This window comes from Lysinibacillus sp. IITD104 (assembly GCF_036698265.2).
In the GTDB taxonomy this organism is placed as follows: domain Bacteria; phylum Bacillota; class Bacilli; order Bacillales_A; family Planococcaceae; genus Lysinibacillus; species Lysinibacillus boronitolerans.
Map to the genome: position 1 here is coordinate 2,775,333 of NZ_JBAHYH020000001.1, position 22,245 is coordinate 2,797,577.

At 41.7% G+C, this 22,245-nt stretch carries 23 protein-coding genes; 2 read left to right on the forward strand and 21 right to left on the reverse strand.

The genetic code is table 11. The features are described from left to right. Positions 1-12: 12 nt before the first annotated feature. From V1L66_RS14265 to V1L66_RS14310, 10 genes are all read right to left on the reverse strand, one after another. A complete protein-coding gene (locus V1L66_RS14265; protein ID WP_036081468.1) occupies positions 13-444 on the reverse strand; it encodes a hypothetical protein in 432 nt (143 codons plus the stop codon). A gap of 62 nt (positions 445-506) precedes the next feature. Further along, positions 507-1,238 carry an HAD family hydrolase gene (locus V1L66_RS14270; RefSeq protein ID WP_333004393.1) on the reverse strand — a complete coding sequence of 244 codons (732 nt, stop codon included), beginning with the start codon at positions 1,236-1,238 and terminating at the stop codon, positions 507-509. Between the two features lie 538 nt (positions 1,239-1,776). Further along, positions 1,777-2,145: a multidrug efflux SMR transporter gene (locus V1L66_RS14275; RefSeq protein WP_312125916.1), complete on the reverse strand. Its 369-nt coding sequence runs from the start codon at positions 2,143-2,145 to the stop codon at positions 1,777-1,779. Between the two features lie 13 nt (positions 2,146-2,158). Beyond that, the gene (locus tag V1L66_RS14280) at positions 2,159-2,482 is read right to left on the reverse strand and encodes a multidrug efflux SMR transporter (RefSeq protein WP_016992055.1); all 324 of its coding nucleotides are present in this window, start codon (positions 2,480-2,482) and stop codon (positions 2,159-2,161) included. A gap of 25 nt (positions 2,483-2,507) precedes the next feature. Further along, positions 2,508-2,726 (reverse strand): helix-turn-helix transcriptional regulator, encoded by a 219-nt coding sequence (locus V1L66_RS14285; RefSeq protein ID WP_016992054.1) that lies wholly within the window; start codon positions 2,724-2,726, stop codon positions 2,508-2,510. Between the two features lie 11 nt (positions 2,727-2,737). Beyond that, the gene (locus V1L66_RS14290) at positions 2,738-3,376 is read right to left on the reverse strand and encodes a DUF2975 domain-containing protein (protein WP_333005721.1); all 639 of its coding nucleotides are present in this window, start codon (positions 3,374-3,376) and stop codon (positions 2,738-2,740) included. A 118-nt stretch (positions 3,377-3,494) separates the two neighbouring features. Next, a complete protein-coding gene (gene opuFB, locus V1L66_RS14295) occupies positions 3,495-5,015 on the reverse strand; it encodes an osmoprotectant update ABC transporter permease/substrate-binding subunit OpuFB (protein WP_333005722.1) in 1,521 nt (506 codons plus the stop codon). Further along, entirely contained in the window at positions 5,005-5,961 is a 957-nt protein-coding gene (locus tag V1L66_RS14300; protein ID WP_333005723.1) for an ABC transporter ATP-binding protein, read from the reverse strand. Before V1L66_RS14300 ends, opuFB begins: the two co-directional genes overlap by 11 nt. A 92-nt stretch (positions 5,962-6,053) precedes the next feature. Next, a complete protein-coding gene (locus V1L66_RS14305) occupies positions 6,054-7,850 on the reverse strand; it encodes a DUF2201 family putative metallopeptidase (protein ID WP_333005724.1) in 1,797 nt (598 codons plus the stop codon). A gap of 4 nt (positions 7,851-7,854) precedes the next feature. Next, the gene (locus tag V1L66_RS14310; RefSeq protein WP_333005725.1) at positions 7,855-8,913 is read right to left on the reverse strand and encodes a MoxR family ATPase; all 1,059 of its coding nucleotides are present in this window, start codon (positions 8,911-8,913) and stop codon (positions 7,855-7,857) included. Positions 8,914-9,303: 390 nt separating this feature from the next. Between V1L66_RS14310 and V1L66_RS14315 the strand changes: the two genes are divergently transcribed. Then, a complete protein-coding gene (locus tag V1L66_RS14315; RefSeq protein ID WP_036081496.1) occupies positions 9,304-10,062 on the forward strand; it encodes a glucosaminidase domain-containing protein in 759 nt (252 codons plus the stop codon). 107 nt (positions 10,063-10,169) lie between these two features. Next, a complete protein-coding gene (locus tag V1L66_RS14320; RefSeq protein WP_036081500.1) occupies positions 10,170-10,586 on the forward strand; it encodes a hypothetical protein in 417 nt (138 codons plus the stop codon). Between the two features lie 16 nt (positions 10,587-10,602). Here V1L66_RS14320 and V1L66_RS14325 read toward each other — a convergent pair whose 3' ends face one another. The 11 genes from V1L66_RS14325 to V1L66_RS14375 all read right to left on the reverse strand — a co-directional run bounded on the left by V1L66_RS14325 (position 10,603) and on the right by V1L66_RS14375 (position 22,245). Beyond that, positions 10,603-11,430 (reverse strand): SH3 domain-containing C40 family peptidase, encoded by an 828-nt coding sequence (locus V1L66_RS14325; protein ID WP_333005728.1) that lies wholly within the window; start codon positions 11,428-11,430, stop codon positions 10,603-10,605. Continuing rightward, on the reverse strand, positions 11,399-12,211 hold the full coding sequence (locus tag V1L66_RS14330) for a serine hydrolase (protein WP_333005730.1): 813 nt from the start codon (positions 12,209-12,211) through the stop codon (positions 11,399-11,401). The genes V1L66_RS14325 and V1L66_RS14330 overlap by 32 nt, the downstream gene beginning before the upstream one ends. A 7-nt stretch (positions 12,212-12,218) precedes the next feature. Further along, positions 12,219-13,142, reverse strand: a complete 924-nt coding sequence (locus V1L66_RS14335) for an LD-carboxypeptidase (RefSeq protein WP_333005732.1) — start codon at positions 13,140-13,142, stop codon at positions 12,219-12,221. After that, on the reverse strand, positions 13,139-14,086 hold the full coding sequence (locus V1L66_RS14340; RefSeq protein WP_333005733.1) for an ATP-binding cassette domain-containing protein: 948 nt from the start codon (positions 14,084-14,086) through the stop codon (positions 13,139-13,141). Before V1L66_RS14340 ends, V1L66_RS14335 begins: the two co-directional genes overlap by 4 nt. Beyond that, a complete protein-coding gene (locus V1L66_RS14345) occupies positions 14,079-15,152 on the reverse strand; it encodes an ABC transporter ATP-binding protein (protein ID WP_333005734.1) in 1,074 nt (357 codons plus the stop codon). The genes V1L66_RS14340 and V1L66_RS14345 overlap by 8 nt, the downstream gene beginning before the upstream one ends. Further along, complete coding sequence (locus V1L66_RS14350; RefSeq protein ID WP_016992041.1) at positions 15,145-16,119, reverse strand: ABC transporter permease; 975 nt, start codon at positions 16,117-16,119, stop codon at positions 15,145-15,147. Before V1L66_RS14350 ends, V1L66_RS14345 begins: the two co-directional genes overlap by 8 nt. Next, complete coding sequence (locus V1L66_RS14355; protein WP_036081513.1) at positions 16,119-17,063, reverse strand: ABC transporter permease; 945 nt, start codon at positions 17,061-17,063, stop codon at positions 16,119-16,121. Before V1L66_RS14355 ends, V1L66_RS14350 begins: the two co-directional genes overlap by 1 nt. Positions 17,064-17,145: 82 nt before the next feature. Continuing rightward, on the reverse strand, positions 17,146-18,969 hold the full coding sequence (locus V1L66_RS14360; protein ID WP_333005735.1) for a peptide ABC transporter substrate-binding protein: 1,824 nt from the start codon (positions 18,967-18,969) through the stop codon (positions 17,146-17,148). Between the two features lie 406 nt (positions 18,970-19,375). Continuing rightward, a complete protein-coding gene (locus tag V1L66_RS14365) occupies positions 19,376-20,170 on the reverse strand; it encodes a M55 family metallopeptidase (protein WP_333005736.1) in 795 nt (264 codons plus the stop codon). After that, positions 20,167-20,904 (reverse strand): M15 family metallopeptidase, encoded by a 738-nt coding sequence (locus tag V1L66_RS14370; protein WP_333005737.1) that lies wholly within the window; start codon positions 20,902-20,904, stop codon positions 20,167-20,169. The genes V1L66_RS14365 and V1L66_RS14370 overlap by 4 nt, the downstream gene beginning before the upstream one ends. Before the next feature lie 282 nt (positions 20,905-21,186). Next, a complete protein-coding gene (locus V1L66_RS14375) occupies positions 21,187-22,245 on the reverse strand; it encodes a P1 family peptidase (RefSeq protein WP_036081523.1) in 1,059 nt (352 codons plus the stop codon).

A 22,245-nucleotide genomic window follows, 5' to 3' on the forward strand; every position in this document is an offset into this window, starting at 1 on the left:
TTTAATATGGTACTACCATTTCGGCTCTATGATAAATTTCCCTTTCAACATGTCTGGCTTTAAGAGCTGAATGGCCGATATACCACTGAGTTCAATAGATTTCTTTGTACTTGTTTTTTCTAGCCTCACCACATCTGCAATCGAATTCGTATCGTTTCCTTCATAATCAAAAGCACGCAACAACGATACTGTGCCACGACAACGCTCTCTATCAACAGCCTCAATGCGGAAAAACTCTGTCTCAAACTGTTTCACTGTATCCAATAAGCTTAAATGCGCACCACTATGGGTAATTAAAAAAAATGGAATCGTATCACTCCCGACAATTTTAATAAGTAGCTGACCAAAATATTTAGAATGAAAATTCATCATAATATCCTGAAGATCCTTTAAATCACTTAAAGCTTCACATAAAAAGTGATTTCTTTTCTTATCACTATTCAATTCGTAGCCCCCTCTCTTAGTTTGACTATACGATTTGATCCGTGTAAGTTGCCCTCTCGTTATCATATGTTGCGACAAAAAATATGGCGACTTCTTCCTAAAGAAACTAAAAAAACCTCCACCAATGAGGGGGAGGTTTTTGCCAAACATGCGAGGAGATCATGTATTGTATAATGTTCTAATGCAGTTACGGTATGGTGTTTTGTATGGAATGGTAATTGCTTGGTAATCTCGTTCGGAATGACCACTGTATAAAGCCCCGCTGCTACAGCGGCTTGTGCGCCATTCGGTGAATCCTCAATTGCCACGACCTCATCAGCCTCTACTCCTAATTGTTCAAGCGCCTGCAAGTAAAGCTCTGGATCAGGCTTAACATTTGTCACCGTATCAGCGCTACAAAAGCAATCAAAGTAATGTCGGATACCCAGCCGATCCACATACATATCAATCCATTGACGACTGGAGCTACTAGCAAGTCCAATTTTCAAACCCGCTTCCTTTGCCTGCTGCAGCAATGCTAAAATACCAGGTCTTAGCGTTTCCGTTTCCATCCATTGTGCATGGCGTTGCTGAATGGATGTTTGAAAAGCCTCCACATCCAGTTGTATGTGATGATGTGTAACAAGATATGTATAGGGATTAAAAGTTTGAAGATTGGTCCCAAGGCACTTAGCATAGGTTGCTAGCGATAATTGAACACCATATTGTGCATAGGCATCTTTAAAAACGTTATACCATGCTGTTTCCGTATCAATGATTGTACCGTCAAAATCAAAAATTAGCGCTTTTATCATCAAATTCTCTCCATTCTATTGGTTTGCCTTCTCAACGGTCTTTTGCGATGAACTAAGCCTAGGTTTTGGCAGGGCTATCCGTTGAATTCAGCCTGCTATCCGCTACTTTCGCCTTTCTATCCGCCTATCCTCACAGATCTGACCCTTTTGCCAGGCTATCCACCACTTTACTAATCCTATCCATCCATTTAGACCTGCTATCCGCTACTTTCGCCTTTCTATCCGCCTATCCTCACAGATCTGACCCTTTTGCCAGGCTATCCACCACTTTACTAATCCTATCCATCCATTTAGACCTGCTATCCGCTACTTTCGCATTTCTATCCGCCTATCCTCACAGATCTGACCCTTTTGCCAGGCTATCCGCCACTTTACTAATCCTATCCATCAATTTAGACCTGCTATCCGCTACTTTCGCATTTTTATCCGCCTATCCTCACAGATCTGACCCTTTTGCCAGGCTATCCACCACTTTACTAATTCTATCCATCAATTTAGACCTGCTATCCGCTACTTTCGCCTTTCTATCCGCTTCTCCTCACAGATCTGACCCTTTTGCTATGCTATCGCTATCCACCACTTCTTCACCTTTATCCCCCTGATTCAACAAGATAACGCCTCCTATAATGAGGGCAATACCGATCGCAGAATAAACAGTAAAAATATCGTGCCAAATGACAATGCCTACTAGAACGGTTAAAGCTGTGCCGACACCTGACCAGATAGCGTAGGCCAAGCTTAATGGCATGGTTTTTAAGCAGAGCGATAGGCTATAAAACGAAATACCATAGCCAATTGCGACCGCCAAGGAGGGAGCAAGGACAGTAAAGCCGTCTGAGAACTTCAGCATGGTTGTTGCAAAAACCTCGCTTATAATCGATAGTGTTAAAAATAAATAGCCTTTCATCCTGTTCAGCCTCCTAATGACCACCCGCAAGATTGAGTACTACGACACCCAGAATAATGCACAGAATCCCTAATACTTTCTTGCGATTAAATCGTTCCTTATAGAGGACAACACCCACAATAGCGGTTAACGCTGTCCCTAAGCCTGCCCATATTGCATAGGCTGTGCCGATAGGAATCACTTTCAATGTTAAGGCTAAACAATAAAAAGCCGTTCCATAGCCTACTACCACACCAATTGAAGGTCCTATTCGTGTGAAGCCTTGTGTACGCTTGAGCATGGAACTGGCAAAAACCTCTGCTATAATAGCGAGCATTAAAAAACTAAAAGCCGTCATTTAAAAAATCCTTTCTGCTTTGCTTCTAGATGTCATCTTCTTCCTCTACATACTCCAATATGTCTCCTGGCTGGCAGCCCAAAGCTTTACAAATGGCATTTAATGTAGAAAAACGTACGGCTCTTACCTTGCCCGTTTTTAAATTAGAGAGATTGACAATCGAGACATCCACCTTCTCTGCAAGTTCACTCAGCTGCATTTTACGATCAGCTAGCATACGATCTAATCGAATAATTATGGTCATGTTTTCACTTCCTAAGCTGTTGCATCATATTCATCCTGAAGGAATGCACCGTATCGGAAAATACGTGCAAAGGTCCAAATCACCACACCACATAGTAAAAGAGTCCAATGAATGCCTGTAAAATGATAGCTAATCCCCTTAATCAAACCGGTCTCCACAAATCGGGACTCCATTTGGAATTGTTGCATGATTAGATAGACGGTATATGTACGAAATGCATTCACTGTCAAACTCAATACAATCACACAGTAGGCAATTCTCTCCATTTTTTTACTATTAGCGAGTGAAAATACAATACCTTTTGATAAGTTACTTAATATATTCCTCACTTGTACAATAATCATTAATAAAATAGCTATGTATATTGTAGCAGTAAATAGAAAGATCATGACATCTTTTTTTGAATAGTGAATGTCCCTTGTCACATGGTCTGCCAGCTTCATTTCCAATCCTTCTAACTGAACGGCAGCGGTCACACTGCCCTTTGCTAATAAATGATTCACTTGTTGCTCTGATACCACCATTGCTCCCACCATAAATATCGCGAGCATCGTCAAGACAAAAATCATCATCACCATGATGATGGTAAAAGCGGTACGAAGCCCCTTTGTCATCCATCGAAATTCTTTACTTTGAATTGTTTGCCCCATTATCAACCTCTCCCTCCCTTCTCTCTATTATACATCCCCTTTTATCTCTATCAATAATTTTTTAATGTTTATCATTAATAAATTATTGATAAAAATAAACCCTCTAAAGCTAGAGGGTTTATTTTAATAATCCTATCTTTATTAAATATTCTTTTGCTACTTCTGCTGCAAGCTTTCCTTCTACATTCACCTGATAATTCATTTCTCGCATTTCATCATCTGTAATGTGATCAGCTAGTTGATTTAACGCTTCTCCAATCTCTGGATAGTCAATCAGCGTTTCTTTCCTTAGTAAAGGCGCTCCCTGGTATGGTGGGAATAATGCTTGATCGTCCTCCAATACACGTAGCTTGTATTGACGAATTTCACTATCCGTTGAATAAGCATCGAGCAAATTAATATCACCTGATTGTATTGCCTGATAGCGAAGCTTTGGCTCCATCGTTGCAAGTGTCGTAAAGGCTATCCCATACCGTTTTTGTATGCCAACATAGCCATCCTCACGGTCATTAAATTCTAATGTAAAGCCTGCTTTCACCTTCTGCTCTATCGGTTTAAGATCAGAGATTTTTTGCAGTTGATAGCTCTCAGCCAGCTCCTCTGATACAGCGAGTGCATACGTATTGTTATAGTTCATGGGGCTTAGCATGACCATATCAAATTGCTCCTGCATCCCCTCTTTCGCCTGAAGATAGACGTCCTCTTGGTTATTATTAATGGCTTCTTCCTTTAAAAACTCCGAAATAGCGGTGCCTGTAAATTCAGGATAAATATCAATACTGCCCGATTTCAATGCATTAAATACAAATGAAGTTTTACCAAGCCCTGGCTTTAATGTCACCGTTAAATCGGTCTCCTGCTCAATTAATAATTTATACATATTGATGAGAATCTCAGGCTCCGCACCAAGCTTTCCTGCAATGACAATTTCATCTTGCTGTTTATTGCTTAGGAGCGGGAAGAAAATCATTACCAGTGCCGCTAAACTAATGAGACTCAACGTCGTTATTGTTTTTTTAAAGGACAGAGATTCTAACTTTTTAAGCGCCACATCAAAAATCAGGGCTAAAATAGCAGCGGGAATGGCTCCTATAAGAATGAGTGCCGTGTTATTTCGGTCAATCCCAAGTAATATAATATCTCCTAAGCCTCCTGCACCAATTAAAGCAGCTAATGTTGCTGTTCCCACAATCAGCACCATTGCTGTCCGAATACCAGCCATCATAACAGGCATAGCAAGTGGTAGCTCAACCTTTACTAAACGCTTTGATCGATTCATTCCCATAGCTAATGCCGCTTCTTTCAGTGATGGGTCAACCTCATTGATGCCCGTGTAGGTGTTTCGTAGAATAGGCAACAGCGCATAGACGACTAACGCAATAATTGCGGGAACTTTCCCAATACCGAATAAAGGGATTAATAAGCCGAGCAACGCTAAGGAAGGAATCGTTTGCAGCACAGCACTGATTCCAATAATACTCTCGGCTATTTTCTTTTTATTGGTTAAATAGATACCTAGGGGAATAGCGATGAGGACAGCAAAAAATAGCGCAATAAAAGAGATTTGGATATGCTCTAGTAATGCAGCCAGCAGCTGTGCCTTCCGTTCCTGAAATACATCTACCACATTAGCCACCATGCACATGCCCTCTTTTCTTAGAATCCGCTGCTAAATAACGAAGCGTGGAAGCTCTTGTCACCATGCCAATGAGCTTGCCATTCTCTTCGACACCTAACAAGTCATGCTCGGCTAATTTTTCAAGAATCGTCGGAAATGGGGCATCAACAGGAATGGTATGCCCAAAGTCGTTTGTCACAGTGATTGGCTGTAACACATCATGGATCGTAAACAATTGATCCGACTGCTTACCTCCAATAAACTGTTGGACAAAATCATTTACAGGATTTTGTAGCAATTGCTGTGGAGTACCTATCTGAACAATTTCGCCATCTTTCATAATACAGAGACGATCTCCTAATTTCAGTGCTTCCTGCATATCATGTGATACAAATACAATGGTTTTCTGGATGGTACGCTGCATCTCTAGTAGATCATCCTGTAGTTTGGTGCGACTAATAGGGTCTAGCGCACTAAAGGGCTCATCCATTAAAATAATTTCTGGGTCAGCTGCCAAGGCACGAACAACGCCAACCCTTTGCTGTTCGCCTCCTGACAGCTCCTTTGGCTTACGCTGACGATATTTCGCTGGCTCCAGCCCCACCAACGCTAATAGTTCGTCTACACGCTGATGGATTTTCGTTTTACTCCATTTCTTCAGTTCTGGAACAACCGCAATATTTTCCTCTATTGTCATATGCGGAAATAGGGCGATTTGCTGTAGTACATAGCCAATACTCCAACGCAGCTCATGGATATTATAATCGCTAATTCTTTTATCATTGATCCAGATGGTGCCTGCTGTTAAGGGTATTAATCGATTAATCATCTTCAACAAAGTAGTTTTGCCGCATCCACTAGGGCCAATAATAACAAAGAATTCACCCTTTTTAATTTCTACATTTAGTGCTTTGACAGCTATTTGGTCGTTATCATATTGTTTTGAGACATTATCAAATGTAATCATCTGTCATCTCCTTTAGAATTCGCTCATGAAATGCGTTCACTTTTTATATTTCACCAACAAAAATCATTTCAAACATTTGTAGGTAGGTGAAACTATTTCATTCTAAATACCTCGCCTTTGGGCACAAATGGTAGCTTGGCCCCCTGTGGTAGTACGAAGGCATGCTGTCTTTTAATGGCTAAACGATCACATTGTCCATCTGTAATAATCAGGATAGGACCATCCTTTGGAAAATCCTGTGCGGCTTCAAGTAGCTGTATACCAGGCTGTAACACTGTGCCTCCTCTACCTCTTACCTTCACTTTCGTTAATAGTTCTTCAGGTGCTAGATAGCCCGCGTCATAGGCAACAGCATCACAAAATATAACGCGAACAAAGGGAACATCTCTAGCGATGCTATAGCTCGCTATTGTGCCGAGTGCTTTTCCTAGTAAGAGACGGTCCATGGAGCCTGATGTATCAATAAGGACTGCGAAAGTTCGTCCATCTTCCTCACCGCTTTGATGAATCCATCTTGGTCTAGCTATATCAGGTGTCGATGCTTGCCTTCTACTGGGGCGGGTATACGTTCTAACTTTCTCTATCGGTTGAAACATCCGATCAAACCATTTGGCTAATGCCACATCCCAGGCAATAGGAGGCTGTGCTAGGCTACGAATTTCCTCAATGAGCCCTTGTGGCAAATAGCCTCTCTCTTGGGTCATATGATAGCTTAACCCTTGACTCAATGCCCTTCTATAAAAAGCATCTAAATCCACGCCAACCTTGCCTTCCCAAAAATCTGGTGGATTCGTTTCGATCATATCTCCGATGCCCTGCCCTCGAAAGGTTCTTAATTTGCGATACATCCTCATATCTGTAACTATACGATCATAAATAGATTCAGCTGAAAGTCCCTTTAATGCTGGATCATATAGCCCGCCAAATGCTGGCATCTCGCCGATTTGCATATCGATGAGCCAGCCATTGATAACATAATCACAAGCAACATTCCACAAGTAGGGATCACGTCCTTGTCTGCGGGTCGCATGGCTTAAACCCGCATGCAGCAATTCGTGTGCCATGAGGAACCGCATTTCCTCATCGGTCATTCCCATAGCGGTATTCAAATAAATCTCCTTCGTTTCCACTGCAATGGCTGCGACCGAAATATCCATTCTTGTGCAAATAAGTGGGTCTTCAATGATCGTAAAATCTGCTGCCAAAGCACCGAATAAGGGATAGGAGCTCATAAACCATGCCTTTGCGCGTTGTGCTTGTGTTACCCTCGTTGTGCCTCCAAATGTATTTTCTACCCCTCCCGCTACGCGAATGGCACTTTGCACGGCTTTCGCTAAACCTTCTGCAAATAATGCAGCGAAATTACTATTCCCTCGATATAGATAGCCTGTTTGATTTTGTGAAATAACAAAGTCCACTTGACCTGGCATTGTACTATAGCCTTTCAAATCATCTGGTACACCTTCGCGTAAAAATCGTTCATATAATTTTTCCTCAGAGCTAATGGCCACAAAAAGAGGATTATTCATTTCCTTTGGTGCTTGACCAAATTTTAGCTCTGCTAAAAATTTTGTTATATAGCAGTCACAGGCAATATTCCACAGCTCCTGCTGCTCTTTTGGTTGATGATGATGTAGGCCAAGGTGTAGCAAGCAATGCGCAATCACATAAGCCCATTCATTTGGCTGACCTTTTTTATCCTGATTCACATAAATAACACCTGTGCTTGTAACGTAAGCCCAATCCTTTTGTGGCATACTTTCGTATTGCATGTAAACAGCATGACACAACGCCTCAAACAGGGGATGTGTACAGACAATGTCATGCCCACGTGCGATGGCTTTCTCATTTTTATGCTCCTGCTGTAATGCTTTCTTTTTTTTGGCCATAAGCTTACCCTTCCTTTTTGGCTACTAAACGTGGTAAATCACGGATAACCTCCAGCATAAACCAGGCAGGCAATGCTTCACCCTTTTGCTCTGACACAACCATCTGTGCAATTTCTAAGCTGATGGATGATAGGTCCTTGATCAAGTCTTTGGCTCGAAAGGCTAATTGCCGTTGATTTCCCTTCAATGTCGTATGCTCGTTCGGAAGCTCCTTCAGTAACTGAGCACGGAAGGATTGTGCCAGGAAATAAAGCAAATCTCTTTCATCAGGTTGATCGGGCCAACGTAATTCTCCTTGAATAATTTTAGCGAGATCGTATTTACTTTGCACTTGCTTGATAAAGGCTTTAAATTGACTGGCAGTATGCGCGGATAGGCAGCTACTTGCTAATAGATCGATTGTTTGTTCTTGTAAGCTGCTGCCATATGCATACAAACAATCACTTAACATATGCCATGAACGAGGCGTGGAGAAGGGTTCTTCTGTTTTCGGTGGTTCGCTCCATAAATGATCGGGACGCATTTGAATATACTCAATCACATATGGATGTATTTCATGTGCATAGGCCCATTCAAGCCAATCTTTATGTGATGCCCTCAGCTGAACATGAACCATCCGATTGATTAATGCGGAGGACATCGGCTTAACAATCGCATTATCCTGAGCCCGATTGCCTGCACCAATAACAATCGTGCCCTCTGGCAATGTAAACTCTCCAATTCTGCGTTCATGAATAAGACTATAAAACGCTTTTTGTACTTCCTGTGAGCAAGCATTTAATTCATCTAAAAAAAGGCAATAAGGTTCATCGCGTGCAATTATTTTGGGTGGACAAAAAACACTGTAGCCATCCTTTATCTGCGGAACACCAATAATATCCTCAGGTGCTAGCTGACTGCCCAATAACGACACACAGGGTAGCCCTAATTCACTGGCGAAATTTTCAACAATCGCTGATTTCCCAATGCCAGGTGCTCCCCAAATAAAGACTGGTCTTATTGTCGCTACATTCAGTAGAAAATCATATAGCTGTTTTTGTGTCACATTATAAATCGTATTCAATCAAAACGCCCTTTCAACTAATTGTTTTAAAGGTTTATAATACCATTTTCTATGAAATTATTCTTGTCTCTACCATTCTATGAAATTGACTGCCAATTACTAGCTGTGAGAAGATAAGAAAAACTGTAATAGACAATTTCACAACATTTCCAGCAGACTCTTGGTGGGCAAAGTTTTACAAGGATTTTAGTGAATAAGGGGATTTTGAGAGATTCAATTTATGTCTCAGAATTTTAAGATAGATTTAGGAACTAACTTAAGGCAGGAGACGTTCTATTAATGATGAAGTCTATTCAACTATACATCTCTTTCACTCTCTGTAATAATGAGAGATAGCTAAACTTTTAATAGAAGGGAGGGAGATGTGGTCACGACCAACATCCAGCTACAATGAAATACGTGCTAAACTTTTTTAAAGGACTTATGATTGCCGTTGTTGTTATTTGTATTTCGTTTTATATGGTTACACAGTTATTTAATACGACTGAAAGAGAAGAGTCTGTGGTTATTGATGATCGTCCAAGTGTGGAAGAGTTTATCGGTGAGATTGCAGAGACCGCACGAGATCTTGGTGCTGACAACGACTTATATGCATCCGTGATGATCGCTCAGGCGATTCTAGAAAGTGAGCATGGGCAAAGTGGACTTGGCTCTGCCCCTAATTATAATCTTTTTGGAATGAAAGGCAGCTATCAAAATAATTCCGTCACACTCGAAACCACAGAGGATGATGGGTCAGGTAACCTTTCTACCATCATGGCTGACTTCCGCAAATACCCTTCCTATGAAGCGTCCATGCAGGATTATGTAAAATTAATGCGTAATGGCGTTTCATGGAATAAAGATTTTTACGCAGGCGTTTTCAAAAGCAACACCACTACCTATACAGATGCGACGAAGTTTTTAACAGGCTCCTATGCAACTGATTCGGCTTACAATGAAAAATTAAATACATTAATCGCAAAATATGACCTTCAACAGTATGATAGTCCTGTAAAAGATAAGAAAACCATCACGGTGGCTGATGGAGATTCACTTTTGAAGATTGCCGAAGCCTATAATGTGAAAGTGACATCACTTAAGCAATGGAATCAGCTTCGAACAGAACGACTTGAAGCAGGTCAGCAACTTAATATTTATCATTATTAACACAAAAACGTCCATGACTCATCAAGGAGTATGGACGTTTTTTCTCATGAAACTAATTCGTTTGTCAAAACGTCTTAGTGAAAAAATACGGAAAGGATAGGAACACAGTGAAGCGTACACAATTGCTCAGTCTTTTCGCCGTTAACCTTGTGCTATTGCCATTGATTCAGCTTAGCTATCACCTATATTTCATACCAAACATAGCAGAGGGTTCCTTTTATCTTATTATTTTCCCCACTCTTATTATTTTATCGAACCTTTTACTATGTTGTAGTCGGCAAAGAGTAGCCGCTTCTATCCATTGGACCTTTGTCTATGTCGGACAAGGCACCTCTATCGCCTGTTATTTTGTGTGGCATTATGGGCAATTAAAGCCCTATCCAGATATGCCGCCAGGTGAAGCAGTGTTTGATTTATGCATGAGTACATTTTTAATTGGGCTATGGCAGTTCATCGTGTTAGTACTGATCCACCTCAGTACGTTTATCATCCTCAAAATGGGACTGACCTTCAAAAAAGCTTAATAGCATCAAGGCTTAACTAGTCCTTCTGCGAGTTATATAAAGTACCTACTGCTAGTATGGTTGTGGCTAAATCCTGTCGATAGAGGGGATGTTTGGCATCTAGACTATTAATGGTTACTTCATTACCACCTAACGATGAATGGACATACAAATCATCACCCATGTATAGAGCAATATGACCTGGAAAATAGATTAAATCACCCTTCTGCATTTGGTCTTGGTCTATGTTAACGATCGGGAAGCCCTCTACTATTCGGGCATCACGATAAATATAGACACCGTTTAACATATAAGCCATTGAACATAAACCAGAGCAATCAATACCTAGTGGCGATTTGCCACCCCAGCGATAAGGGGCCGTTAAATAGCTGAGCGCTGTGTCCACCACATTTTCACGGAACTGCTGCTCCGGTAATGAATGTGCTGTTATTTTAGGCTGTAGCCATTTTGTTCGGACATACCCTATTTGTCCTGACACTAGCTGTACAGCTGACCATTCTTCAGGTACTGCTTCGTCTGACATGACACGAATGGAAGAGCCTCTTACAAGCGTTAGCAGCTTTGTACTTTGAATACGTGGTTGCTGCAAAACATCTGCAAAGCTTTGACAGACTACATACTGTGCATCTTGTTGCCATGTAGCTGCAAGTGCTTCCTCTTGCAGTAAGTCTGCCTTCTGACAATAGCCCTCGTAACGATAGACCGTTCGAATAGAAACCCAAGCGTCATTGACATCACTGATAATCTCTACGGTCATCCCATAAAGCACTTCATCAACTAGTTCAGAAGCTTTATCTGGCATGGCATGCAAGCTAGCAATCATGGCTGTAACGATAGCCTTCATCCTTCTCCCCCCTCCGCTTCACCAGCTGGTCATAGACAACTTTTGATAGATGACCAATGAGTTGGCGTGCGTGATCATTGTCCGTAACATTTGTTATAAAAACACCCATACTATAATCGACTGCATGCGTGTAAAATATCCCCACATCATGATCGACGGTATCCAGTCCGCCTGTTTTATGTGCCAGCCTCACATCATCTACTAGATAGCGCTTTAGGGAGTCATGTACACGCTGACGGCTTAAAATATCAATGACTAGTTTATTGTAGGGAGGCGATAAAAGCTCTTGCTGATAGATTTGCGTATATAGATGCGCCATATCCCTTGTTGATGTGCGATTATCTATGCCCTTTGCTAGCCGCTCCACATCCATCATTTTTCGCTGTAGCAATGTGTCCTGTAAACCGATATGCTGAAAATAGTCATTCAAATATTCCATGCCAACTACATCGATTAGGACGTTCGTAGCTGTATTATCGCTTGTAATAATCATCCACACTAGCAGCTCATAGAAAGTGCTTTGTATAAGTCTTTGTTCACTAATTACACTAAAATCCACCCAATCAGCTGATGAAATCGTAAGCGTTGAATCAAGTGATAATTTGTTTTTCTCTATATGTGAGAGCAGGGCTAGCAGTATCGGCACTTTGATTAAACTTGCACTTGAAAATGAAGCCTCTAGCTGATGACCGATGAGCAACTGATTCGTTGTTAAATTTTTAATAAACAAATGTACGTTGTAGGGCGATTCTTGAATAAGTGTAGTAATCCTCTGCTCCATAGACCACCTACCCATTTACATGGATACGCTGATTGTCCGCATCCATCTTGATGGTTCTTCCTAAAGGAAGCGACATTGTTGGTAAACAATGACCACATGCCAAATCTGCAATTATAGGCTTCCCTAAAGGCACTAGAATTTCTTGAAAAATAGTTTGTAATGATAAGCTGTGTGCGGGATTTTCAGGTTCGCAATTTGTCCAAGCGCCCAATAAAATGCCTGCCACGTCATCTAGCTTTCCTGCCAGTTTTAATTGTGTCAGCATACGATCCACCCGTTGCTCCGTTTCATCGATATCTTCTAAAAACAGAATTTTACCTCGTGTATCAATTTCATAGGGTGTGCCAAGTGAAGCTGTCACTAATGTTAAATTGCCACCGATAAGTTGACCTGAAGCACTCCCAGCCACCAGTGAGGACATGGGCTGGTGAGAAGGATTTTTTAAGTAGTACGCCTTTCTTTCATTCTCCATAATCAGCTGAATGAACGACTGCCATGTATAGTCATCCATCTCCTGTCTAATAAATTCTGTGGATGGCATTGGTGTATGATAGGTTACAAAGCCACATAGCTGATTAAACGCTATATGTAAAGCGGTCACATCACTATAGCCAGCAAATACTTTTGGATTGGCACTTATCAAGTCAAAGTCTAATTGGGCTAAAATTTTCGTCGCACCATAGCCCCCACGTATACAAAAAATGCCATCAATCATTGGATCGCCAAACATACGATGAACATCTGCTACCCGTAAATCATCTGTGCCTGCTAAATAGCCATGTCTTACGTGACAGGTCTCCCCAACGACCACATTGAGCCCGAGCTTTTCGATACTAGCAATAGCAGGCTGCAGCTTTTCGGGTGGCGTTGCGCCAGAAGCACTAATAAGACCAATTGTGTCACCCTTTTTCAATGCCTTTGGACAAATCATATCTTTTCCTCCCTTTTCAGTGAAGTACGATAATGGGCAAGTTCCTCTTCATTGGCTAAAATAAAATGACCTTCCTCTATCTCAACAAATGAGGGGGGATTTTCATCATAACGGTGCTGGGACGGATCATACACTTCTACAACTTTGTCCCGCTCCTTATAGGGATTCGGCTCTGGTACTGCTGATAACAAAGCCCTTGTATAAGGATGCAGCGGATGAGCAAAAAGCTTTTCTGTTTCCGCTAGCTCCACAATCTTCCCCTTATAAATAACCGCCGTTCGATCCGTAATAAAACGGACAATCGATAAGTCATGGGCAATAAATAAATACGTTAAATGATTTCGCTGTTGAAGGCTTGCTAATAAATTCAAAACCTGTGCTCGAATGGATACGTCCAAGGCAGATATAGGCTCATCTGCAATGATAAATTCAGGCTCCATCACTAACGCACGAGCAATACCGATACGTTGGCGTTGACCTCCTGAAAACTCATGCGGAAAGCGGCTTGAGAACTCTGGAAGTAGCCCAACGTTCAATAAAGCATCCCGCACCTTTTGTTGCCGCTCTGCCTCATCTTTAAATTTTTCCGAAGGGTATAAGCCCTCTGAGACAATATTATCGACTTTTGCTCGTTCATTTAGAGATGCCATAGGGTCCTGGAATATCATTTGGATTTTTTGCGTAATTTCTCTATCCCAATCTTTCGAGATTTTCCCCTGAATACTTTTACCATGGTACAAAATTTGTCCCTCTGTGACCTCATTGATGCGCATAATCGCCCGACCTATCGTTGTCTTACCTGAGCCTGATTCACCTACAATGCCAAATGTTTCGCCTTTATAAATTTGAAAGCTGACATCATCAATGGCCGTAAACTTATTTTTCCCTTTACCAAACACAACTTTCAAATTTTTCACCTCTACTAGAACCTCTTTATCAGTCATTCGCATACTGCCTCCCCTCGGCAAAGAATGCTTGTAAGGCTGCTGGAGGCTCTACCTTTGGTGCAAGTGGGTCTAATAACCATGTACGAGCATAGTGGGTATCACTGACCTGAAAAAAAGGTGGCCGCTCGATAAAGTCGATTTTCAATGCATATGGATTGCGTGGGGCAAAGGCATCTCCCTTTATTTCCTGAAAAAGATTCGGAGGTGTGCCCTTGATGGAATACAATTGTTCCCCTTTTGAGCCAAGCTGTGGTAAAGAGGAAATAAGCGCCCACGTATAAGGATGCTTACTATGAAAGAAAATTTCATGTGTTTCCCCAACCTCGATGACATCACCCGCGTACATCACGGCAATACGGTCAGCCACTTTTGCGACTACGCCTAAATCGTGCGTAATATAGACGATTGTTAAGCCGTATCTTTGCTGAAGACTTTTTAAGAGCTGTAAAATTTGTGCCTGAATGGTTACATCCAAGGCTGTCGTGGGTTCATCACATATTAAAATATTCGGCTTACAGGCAATCGCAATCGCAATCACGATGCGTTGGCGCATCCCTCCTGAAAATTCATGCGGGTATTGCTTATAGCGCTTTTGTACATCGGTAATGCCGACATCTGTTAACAGCTTTAGTGTTTCCGCATAGGCTTCCTTGCCTCTTAAGCCCTGATGCATAACCACACATTCTTCAATTTGCTTTCCAATGGTTTTGAGCGGGTTTAACGATGTCATCGGATCCTGTGTCACCATCGCTATTTCCTTGCCACGAATCCCTAGCCATTCTTGCTCTGTTGTGAACTTGCCTAAATCCTGCGCATTGTAAATAATTTGTCCCTGCTTAATACGACCATTTTTATCAAGCAAGCCCATAATGGATTTCATCAGCACGGATTTACCCGAACCTGATTCGCCCACAATGGCTAAACTTTCTCCCTTGTAAAGGTCGAGTGAAATACCGCGAATCGCTGTTAAAACTCGCCCACGTAGCGTAAACTGAATCACTAAATTTTGAATGCCTAATATGCGTGATTTTTTCAATGTCACTCGCTTCCTCTCCTTATACATGGTTTTTCGGATCTGCTGCATCTGCAAAGGAATTACCAATAATATAAAATGCGATCGTAATAACGCTTAGCACAATACTTGGGAAAATAAGCTGATAACGTAGATCTGGTGACATCATAAGGACACGTCCTTCATTGATTAAATTTCCTAAGGATGGCTCACTGATCGGAAGCCCTAAGCCGATATACGTTAAAAAGACTTCTGCCCCAATTGCAAAGGGGATCGCTAAGCTCATGCGTAGCATAATGACAGAAATTAAATAGGGTAATAGATTTTTTAGAATAATACGATAATCAGGTGTGCCTAAGCATTTTGAGGCTAGATTGTATTCGCGGTCACGCAAAATAACAATTTGATTGCGGATAAACCTCGCCATTTCCACCCACCCCGTAATACACATGGCAATAATAATGGTTGAAATACTTGGCCGTAAGATATAGGACATTAAAATGAGCACAATGGTTGTGGGGATATTATCGACGACGTTATAAAGCTGTGTAATAGGCGCTTCTAATTTCCGCGAAAAGCCCCATAGCGTGCCAATGGTTATGCCCACCACTGCCTCCACTAAGGCGACAACACAGCCAATAAAGAGAGAAGTTCTCGTCCCTGCCCAAATACGAGACCATAAATCCTGACCAATCGAATTCGTGCCAAACCAAAATTCTGCATTAGGTGCAATATTACGTGCCTGCATCCCTGTTTGTTCATCCAAGTAAATTTCAGTTGGTGATTTTTGCGCTGGTAAATAGGGTTGTAAAATAGTAAAGCCTACAATGATGATCACTCCAACTAATAAAAAAACAGCCAGTCGATTTTTCAAAAAGGATTGCCATGTAGACCGCCAATAAGAATAATTTGAATAGCCCGTTTCCTCTGCCTGCCTTGCGTCCACTTCAGCAAATTCAAACAAGGTTTCACGTGATTTATTTGAAATATTATTGATTTCATCTGTATACATCCCCATTAACGCACACCCCCTCCCTTGCCTAATTTAATACGAGGGTCGACAAGTGCCATGGCAATATCCCCTAAAATAAGGCCAATGATACCAAGGGAAGAAAACACTAACACTAGGCCCTGCACAATCGTATTATCCTGTCGCTGAATAGCATCCACAAGCAAGCCCCCCATCCCCGGAATGGAATACAACGATTCTATATAGATTGAGCCTGTAATCGTAAACAGAATCGTAGCAGGTAAATATTGTGCCATAGGAATAAAGGCATTACGTAATACATGCTTGAACATCAATGTCCGCTCCCTTACGCCCTTCGCCCTAGCCAGCTTAATATAGTCCTTGTTCAGTTCATCGACCATATAGCGTCGCATCCACATCGCGTAGGAGGCAGTTGGAGCCAATGCCATTGACGTAAGTGGAAGAATCCAAGTAATCGGCCTGTATTCATCAAACAGCATCGGTAATTGAAAGAGTTCTGTAATATACATTTGAATGACTAAGTAATAAACGGCTGCAGGGACTGCAACAACAAATACGATATAGCCTGTCCCAAGTCGATCCAGCCAACGTCCCTTACGATAGGCCATCATTATTCCTAGCGGCACACCAATCAGTAGTGATAACGCGACTGCTCCTAAACCAAAAAGCAAAGAATACGTGATTTTATCTGCAATAATCGTCACTACTGGGACATCGGTACGATAGGTCACAGATTTCCCCAAATCCCCCTGCAGTAAATTCTTGTAAAAATTCCCTAGCTGGACAAGGATTGGGTCGCGCAAGCCGAGACTTGTTAAGTAAATTTCCTGCTGAGCAGGTGACATTTTATCGGCTGCCGCTCCTAAATAGCCTTCCTCTGGCATTAGCCGTAATAATGAAAAGACAATGGTGATGATAATAAAAAGGGTTAAAACGGATTGTAAGAGTCGTTTTCCTATATACTGCAACATCACGCCATCCTCCTTTGTCAAAAAGACGAAAGGAGATGCCGACTACTCTTTTCGGTATCTCCTTTTCATCTACGAAATTCTACTACTTTTCAGCATTGGCTAGTGCTTCTGCACGCTCTTGCTCCCACTCGGCAAGCGCTTTTTTAAATTCTTCATTACTCATTGGCTTTTCTAGCACTTGCTGGCCTTTAAATTTCTCTGCTGTTACACCAAATGGCGAATATTGCGCTTCGAATGGATTTAATTTAGATGCCATATAGCCACTACCACCAACTGAATAGGGAATAACAAAGGCTTCATCAATTAAAAATGCTTCTGCCTTCGCAAATAGCTCATAGCGTTTGGCTGTGTCAATTGTTTCTTTGGCTTGATCCACAAGATTTTGATAAGTTGTTTTACCATTCGCCTCTTTATAGCCCTCTGCTAATTCTGGTTTATTGTAAGTACCATCTACTGTGAAAGGATCTGTATACGTAGATGGATCTGCAAAATCAGGACCCCAGTTCGCCTCTAAGAGTGCAAATTTACCTGGACGACGTACCTCTGATAAGAAGCCTGTCGATGGACCAGCCTCTACGATAATGTCGACATAATCTGTCCCTAACAATTTCTCAATTTGCTGCTCGACTACTTGAGAGCGATTAGCCCAATCTGGCATACCAGCGTTATAAGGCATTAATACCTTTACAGGGAATGTGGCCTTACCTGCTAATGCTGTTTTTGCCTTTTCTTTGTACTCTAGGGCCAACTCTTTATTGAAGGAATCCTCATTGGAAATGGATGTAAGTGGTGCTAGTTGTGTATAATCCACTCCTTCCACATCAACAAAGTTTTTCGGTGTAATGGTATTGCTCAGCAGATCTGCTGGATTATAAGGCTCAACCGTTAGCATCGCGGAGACACGATCAAGCGCATGGAATAAGGATTTGCGGAAATCTTTATTATTGACGGCGATCTTCCAATTTTCAGGCTCGTATTGTGCGTCAAATTGTGGGTTGAAGTTGAGTGCATAAAAGTAGGTATAGAAGTTATTTTGTGTTTGACGAACCTGAGATTTTTTCTTTTCATCTTTAAACCATTCATCAATGATGGAGGTCGGGATACTAGCCGAATCGATTTCGCCACGTAAAAACAGCTCAGGCGCCACAGTTGCCGCTTCTTTATTGTATTTATAGCGAATACGGTCAATCAGCACCTTGTCTTTATCCCAGTACGTTTCATTTTTTACAAGAACGCGTTCATTTTGTGGCTCAAATTTATCTAAAATATAGGCACCGTTATAGAGGAAGTTTTCACGTGTTGTGCCAAACTCCTCCCCTTTTTCCGCAATGAACTTGCCATTTACAGGGAAGAAACAAACATAATTCAACATAGAAAGAAAATAGGGTGTCGGCGCCTCTAAAGTATATTCTACTGTATGTTTATCTAACGCCTTTATGCCTACCTCCTTGAAATCGTTCATCTCGCCATTATAGAAGGCTTCCCCATTTTTCACCACCGTCGCAATCCAAGCTGTCGACGATTCATTTTTAGCATCAAGCACATAGTGTAAGCCATCCACAAAGTCTTGTGCCACAACATCTGCATATTCCTTGCCCTCATGTGTCACCCATTTTGCGTCATCACGCAATTTGAATGTCCACACCGTAGCATCCTCATTCGCAGACCACTCTTTCGCTAATCCTGGCTGGACCACCCCATAGTTGTCATATTCAATGAGCCCATCCACCATATTCGCAGCCACCGCAAATTCATTTGTTTCGGACGTCTTTAAATAATTTAACGTTTTAATTTCCCCTGAATACACCACTCGATATTCCGATGCTTTTTCACTCGCTGATTTGTCATTGCAGGCTACACAAAATAATACGACCAGACATACGAACAGCAACCAATATTTTCTCACAAGCATCCCCCTAGTCATCTTTTTATAATGAAAATCCTATTGGTAGGATGGATTGCATCTTCAATAGGATCATTCAAACATAGGCTAGGTCTGTCTAACTCGACCATCTATCGATGAAATAAACAACGGTACATATCCAATGTCACGGTTATGAGATTCAAACCACTCAGACAGCGTGTCCCACCGCTTTTTGAGCGGGTCTATCTATCTTTTGATCACTTCTCATGCCTTTGTGAGCGGGTCTATCTATCTTTTGATCACTTCTCATGCCTTTGTGAGCGGGTCCATCACTTTTTTGATCACTTCTCATGCCTTTGTGAGCGGGTCCATCACTTTTTTGATCACTTCTCACCTTTCATGAAATAGAACCCTCACTTGATGTAAAAGCTCTCACAAAACCTTCCCATCATGTTAAAAATTGAAGGACACGCAGCACCTCATAAAAATCATTGGTCATGAACTCTACAGTATTATGTGGTTTGAATTGGGCATTTGGATAAAATGAATTGCGATAGGCTCGTGTATGGTCACGATAAATTAGCTCCACCCTAAAGTGTTCTGGCAACGTTACCTGTAATGCGGTACGAGGAACCTTCATAGAAGACTCTACCAGTCGCTTGGTTTCCATTATGGTTAGTTGTGGACTAACACTAATCGTCGCATTACCGATGCCTTCCTTAGTAGCAAATGTGACAATGTGTTCGTTTACGATCTGAATCTCTTCTGTCAACCCCACATCCCCACTCACAAAGGACACAGGAACACCGTGTAAGGCTGCTGCATACGTATTGATCAGAAATTCACTCGCATATTCGCCATTGATTTTGACATCCGCATATGTGCAAAGCGTGTGGGCTAGTGGGTTACGCTCGCTGCCACCCTTGCTGTGATAGCCGATAAAAACGGCGCGATCGAAGCTTTCATCAAGACCTGCTACCATACACATCGGATCGTATGTCCAGCCACGGATGACTTTACAATTGATTGGTAAATTAGAAATGTCTAGATTGCGGGCTGAATCATGTGCGTCCTTTAATAAAATTTCGGTTGCGCCTCCCGCTATCGCTCCTTCAATGGCAGCTTCTACTTCACGTGTCATTTGTTTTTGGAAAAACTGATAGTCAGGCGCGTTTAACTCGGTCTCACTCCACGAAGTTGTACCTGTAATCCCTTCAATATCCGCACTAATATAAACTTTCATAGAAATCGAAACTCCTTTACATTGTGATTTTGAATTGTTGCGTGTACTGCTCCATATTGGGCTACCTGTGTTTGAACACGTCTAGCCCATGCCACATTGCCATAATCGTAATGCCACCATTCCTCCCCATAGTTCGTAAATCCAGCAAGTGTTATACAGTTATACAATAAACGTCGGTGCTGACAGGCAAACGGATTTTCTTGCGTATGCTGTTCAAAATAACGGGTCGCTGATTTTTCATTCATTTCATCAAACGCTGTTCCCAGATCGAGGGCTTTACCATGAACATCAGCCAGCGTTACATCGATGGCACCCCCTGTTAAATGCGGGGCTAAATAGGCTACATCTTTACTTGGAAATGCTACATATTTTTTGGTTGCCTGCACAATCTCTTGTGGTGTTGATTGTGGCATCCTTTTTGCTAATTGCTGTGAAAAATGGCTAAACAAATACTGCTGTACTTGAAATGGGCGATAGCCATCATAAAGTAATAAGCAATACTCTTGAGGTAATAATGTTAACGCCTGTTGCAAACGTTCATAGACACCTTCTCTTACATAAATAACTCGTAAACTATCAGGAATCTGTTGCTGATAATAGATTGGCTCCATAAATATCCTAGGATGAGCAGCTGTAAGCTGGATAAGCGGCTCATTGTTTTCACATACAACGGGTGATGGAAAGGTACTTCGATTTAGAGAGGGTGCTATCGGTTGAAAAAGGTTAATAATCAATGACCCCCCTTTTAAATAGTTAGATAATTCAGTTTTTTTAAATTGAATGTTATCACATCTCTCTAGCATTGACTAGATAAAAAAAGAATAATTACAAAATACTGGATATACTCTTATAATGATACATATTCCAGCAATTGACGGGTCGAAAAACCACTTTTATCCTCTAATTAAGGATTTTATTCATCTTATGGCTCGTTCATGCTAAAAAAAAGCAGAATCCTGTTTCAAGGCATAATAAAAGCCATTGAAACCCAAATGTTGTTTCAATAGCTTTTTCTTTTATGCCTGTTGAAAGGAATAAGCTTGCACAGTATGACCATTGCGACCAGTTGTTGTCTGTGCTTGGGATAACGAATTTAGTATCGCTTCCTCTGTCGCTTCAGCAGCGGCTGTAAACAATTGATTCATAATGGGATGATCCTCACGTAGCTGAGTTCTTGTCTCAACAAGCTGATCAGCGGTATGAGGAATACAGTGTGCCGTCGTGAAGCCAATCACAATATCGCCACTACCATGTGAAAAATGACTGCCTGTCCGTCCTAAACCGATTCCACAACGTTTAATGACACGTGTTAATTGTCGACTACTCAGTGGGGCATCTGTCGCAAGGACAATAATAATGGAGCCATCTGTTGGTGATAGGGTAGATTGGTTTTGCGTAGTGGAGACTTTGTAATGCTCGGCTAAAAACTCCCTACCTTGTCCAAAATTACTAAGAACTAGGCAGCCTACTGTATAGTTCACTTCATTTGATTCTACCTTGACGATGCGAGAGGAAGAACCAATTCCTCCTTTATAGCCGAAACACATCATCCCCTTCCCTGCACCAACAGCGCCTTCCTGTGCCGTCTGTGCAGAGGCTTGACGAATGGCTTCTATGGCATGCGCAGGTGTTACTGGGCAAGCTCGAATCGAATTAAGATAGCTATCATTACATTCGCCCACAACGAGATTAATGGTTCCTGTTGTCAGTCCAATGTCTTCATTCCTATCAAGCATATAGCTTAATGTACCCTGTGTAACAGCTGGTACGCCAAAAGTATTAGTTAACATAATGGGCGATTCCAGTACACCTAGTTCATTCACTTGCACAAGTCCCGTTGTTTTCCCAAAGCCATTTAGTACATAGCTTGCCGCTGTTACCTTGTGCTGAAATACATTGCCTCCATGCGGTAAAATGGCTGTAACGCCTGTACACGCATAGGCCCCATTCTGATCTAATGGCTCATCCAATGTAACATGTCCCACTTGGACTCCTTCTACATCGGTGATGCAGTTTTTCTGACCAACTGGTAACACGCCAATTTCAATGCCCAATTGTCTTACCTTTCCCTGCAT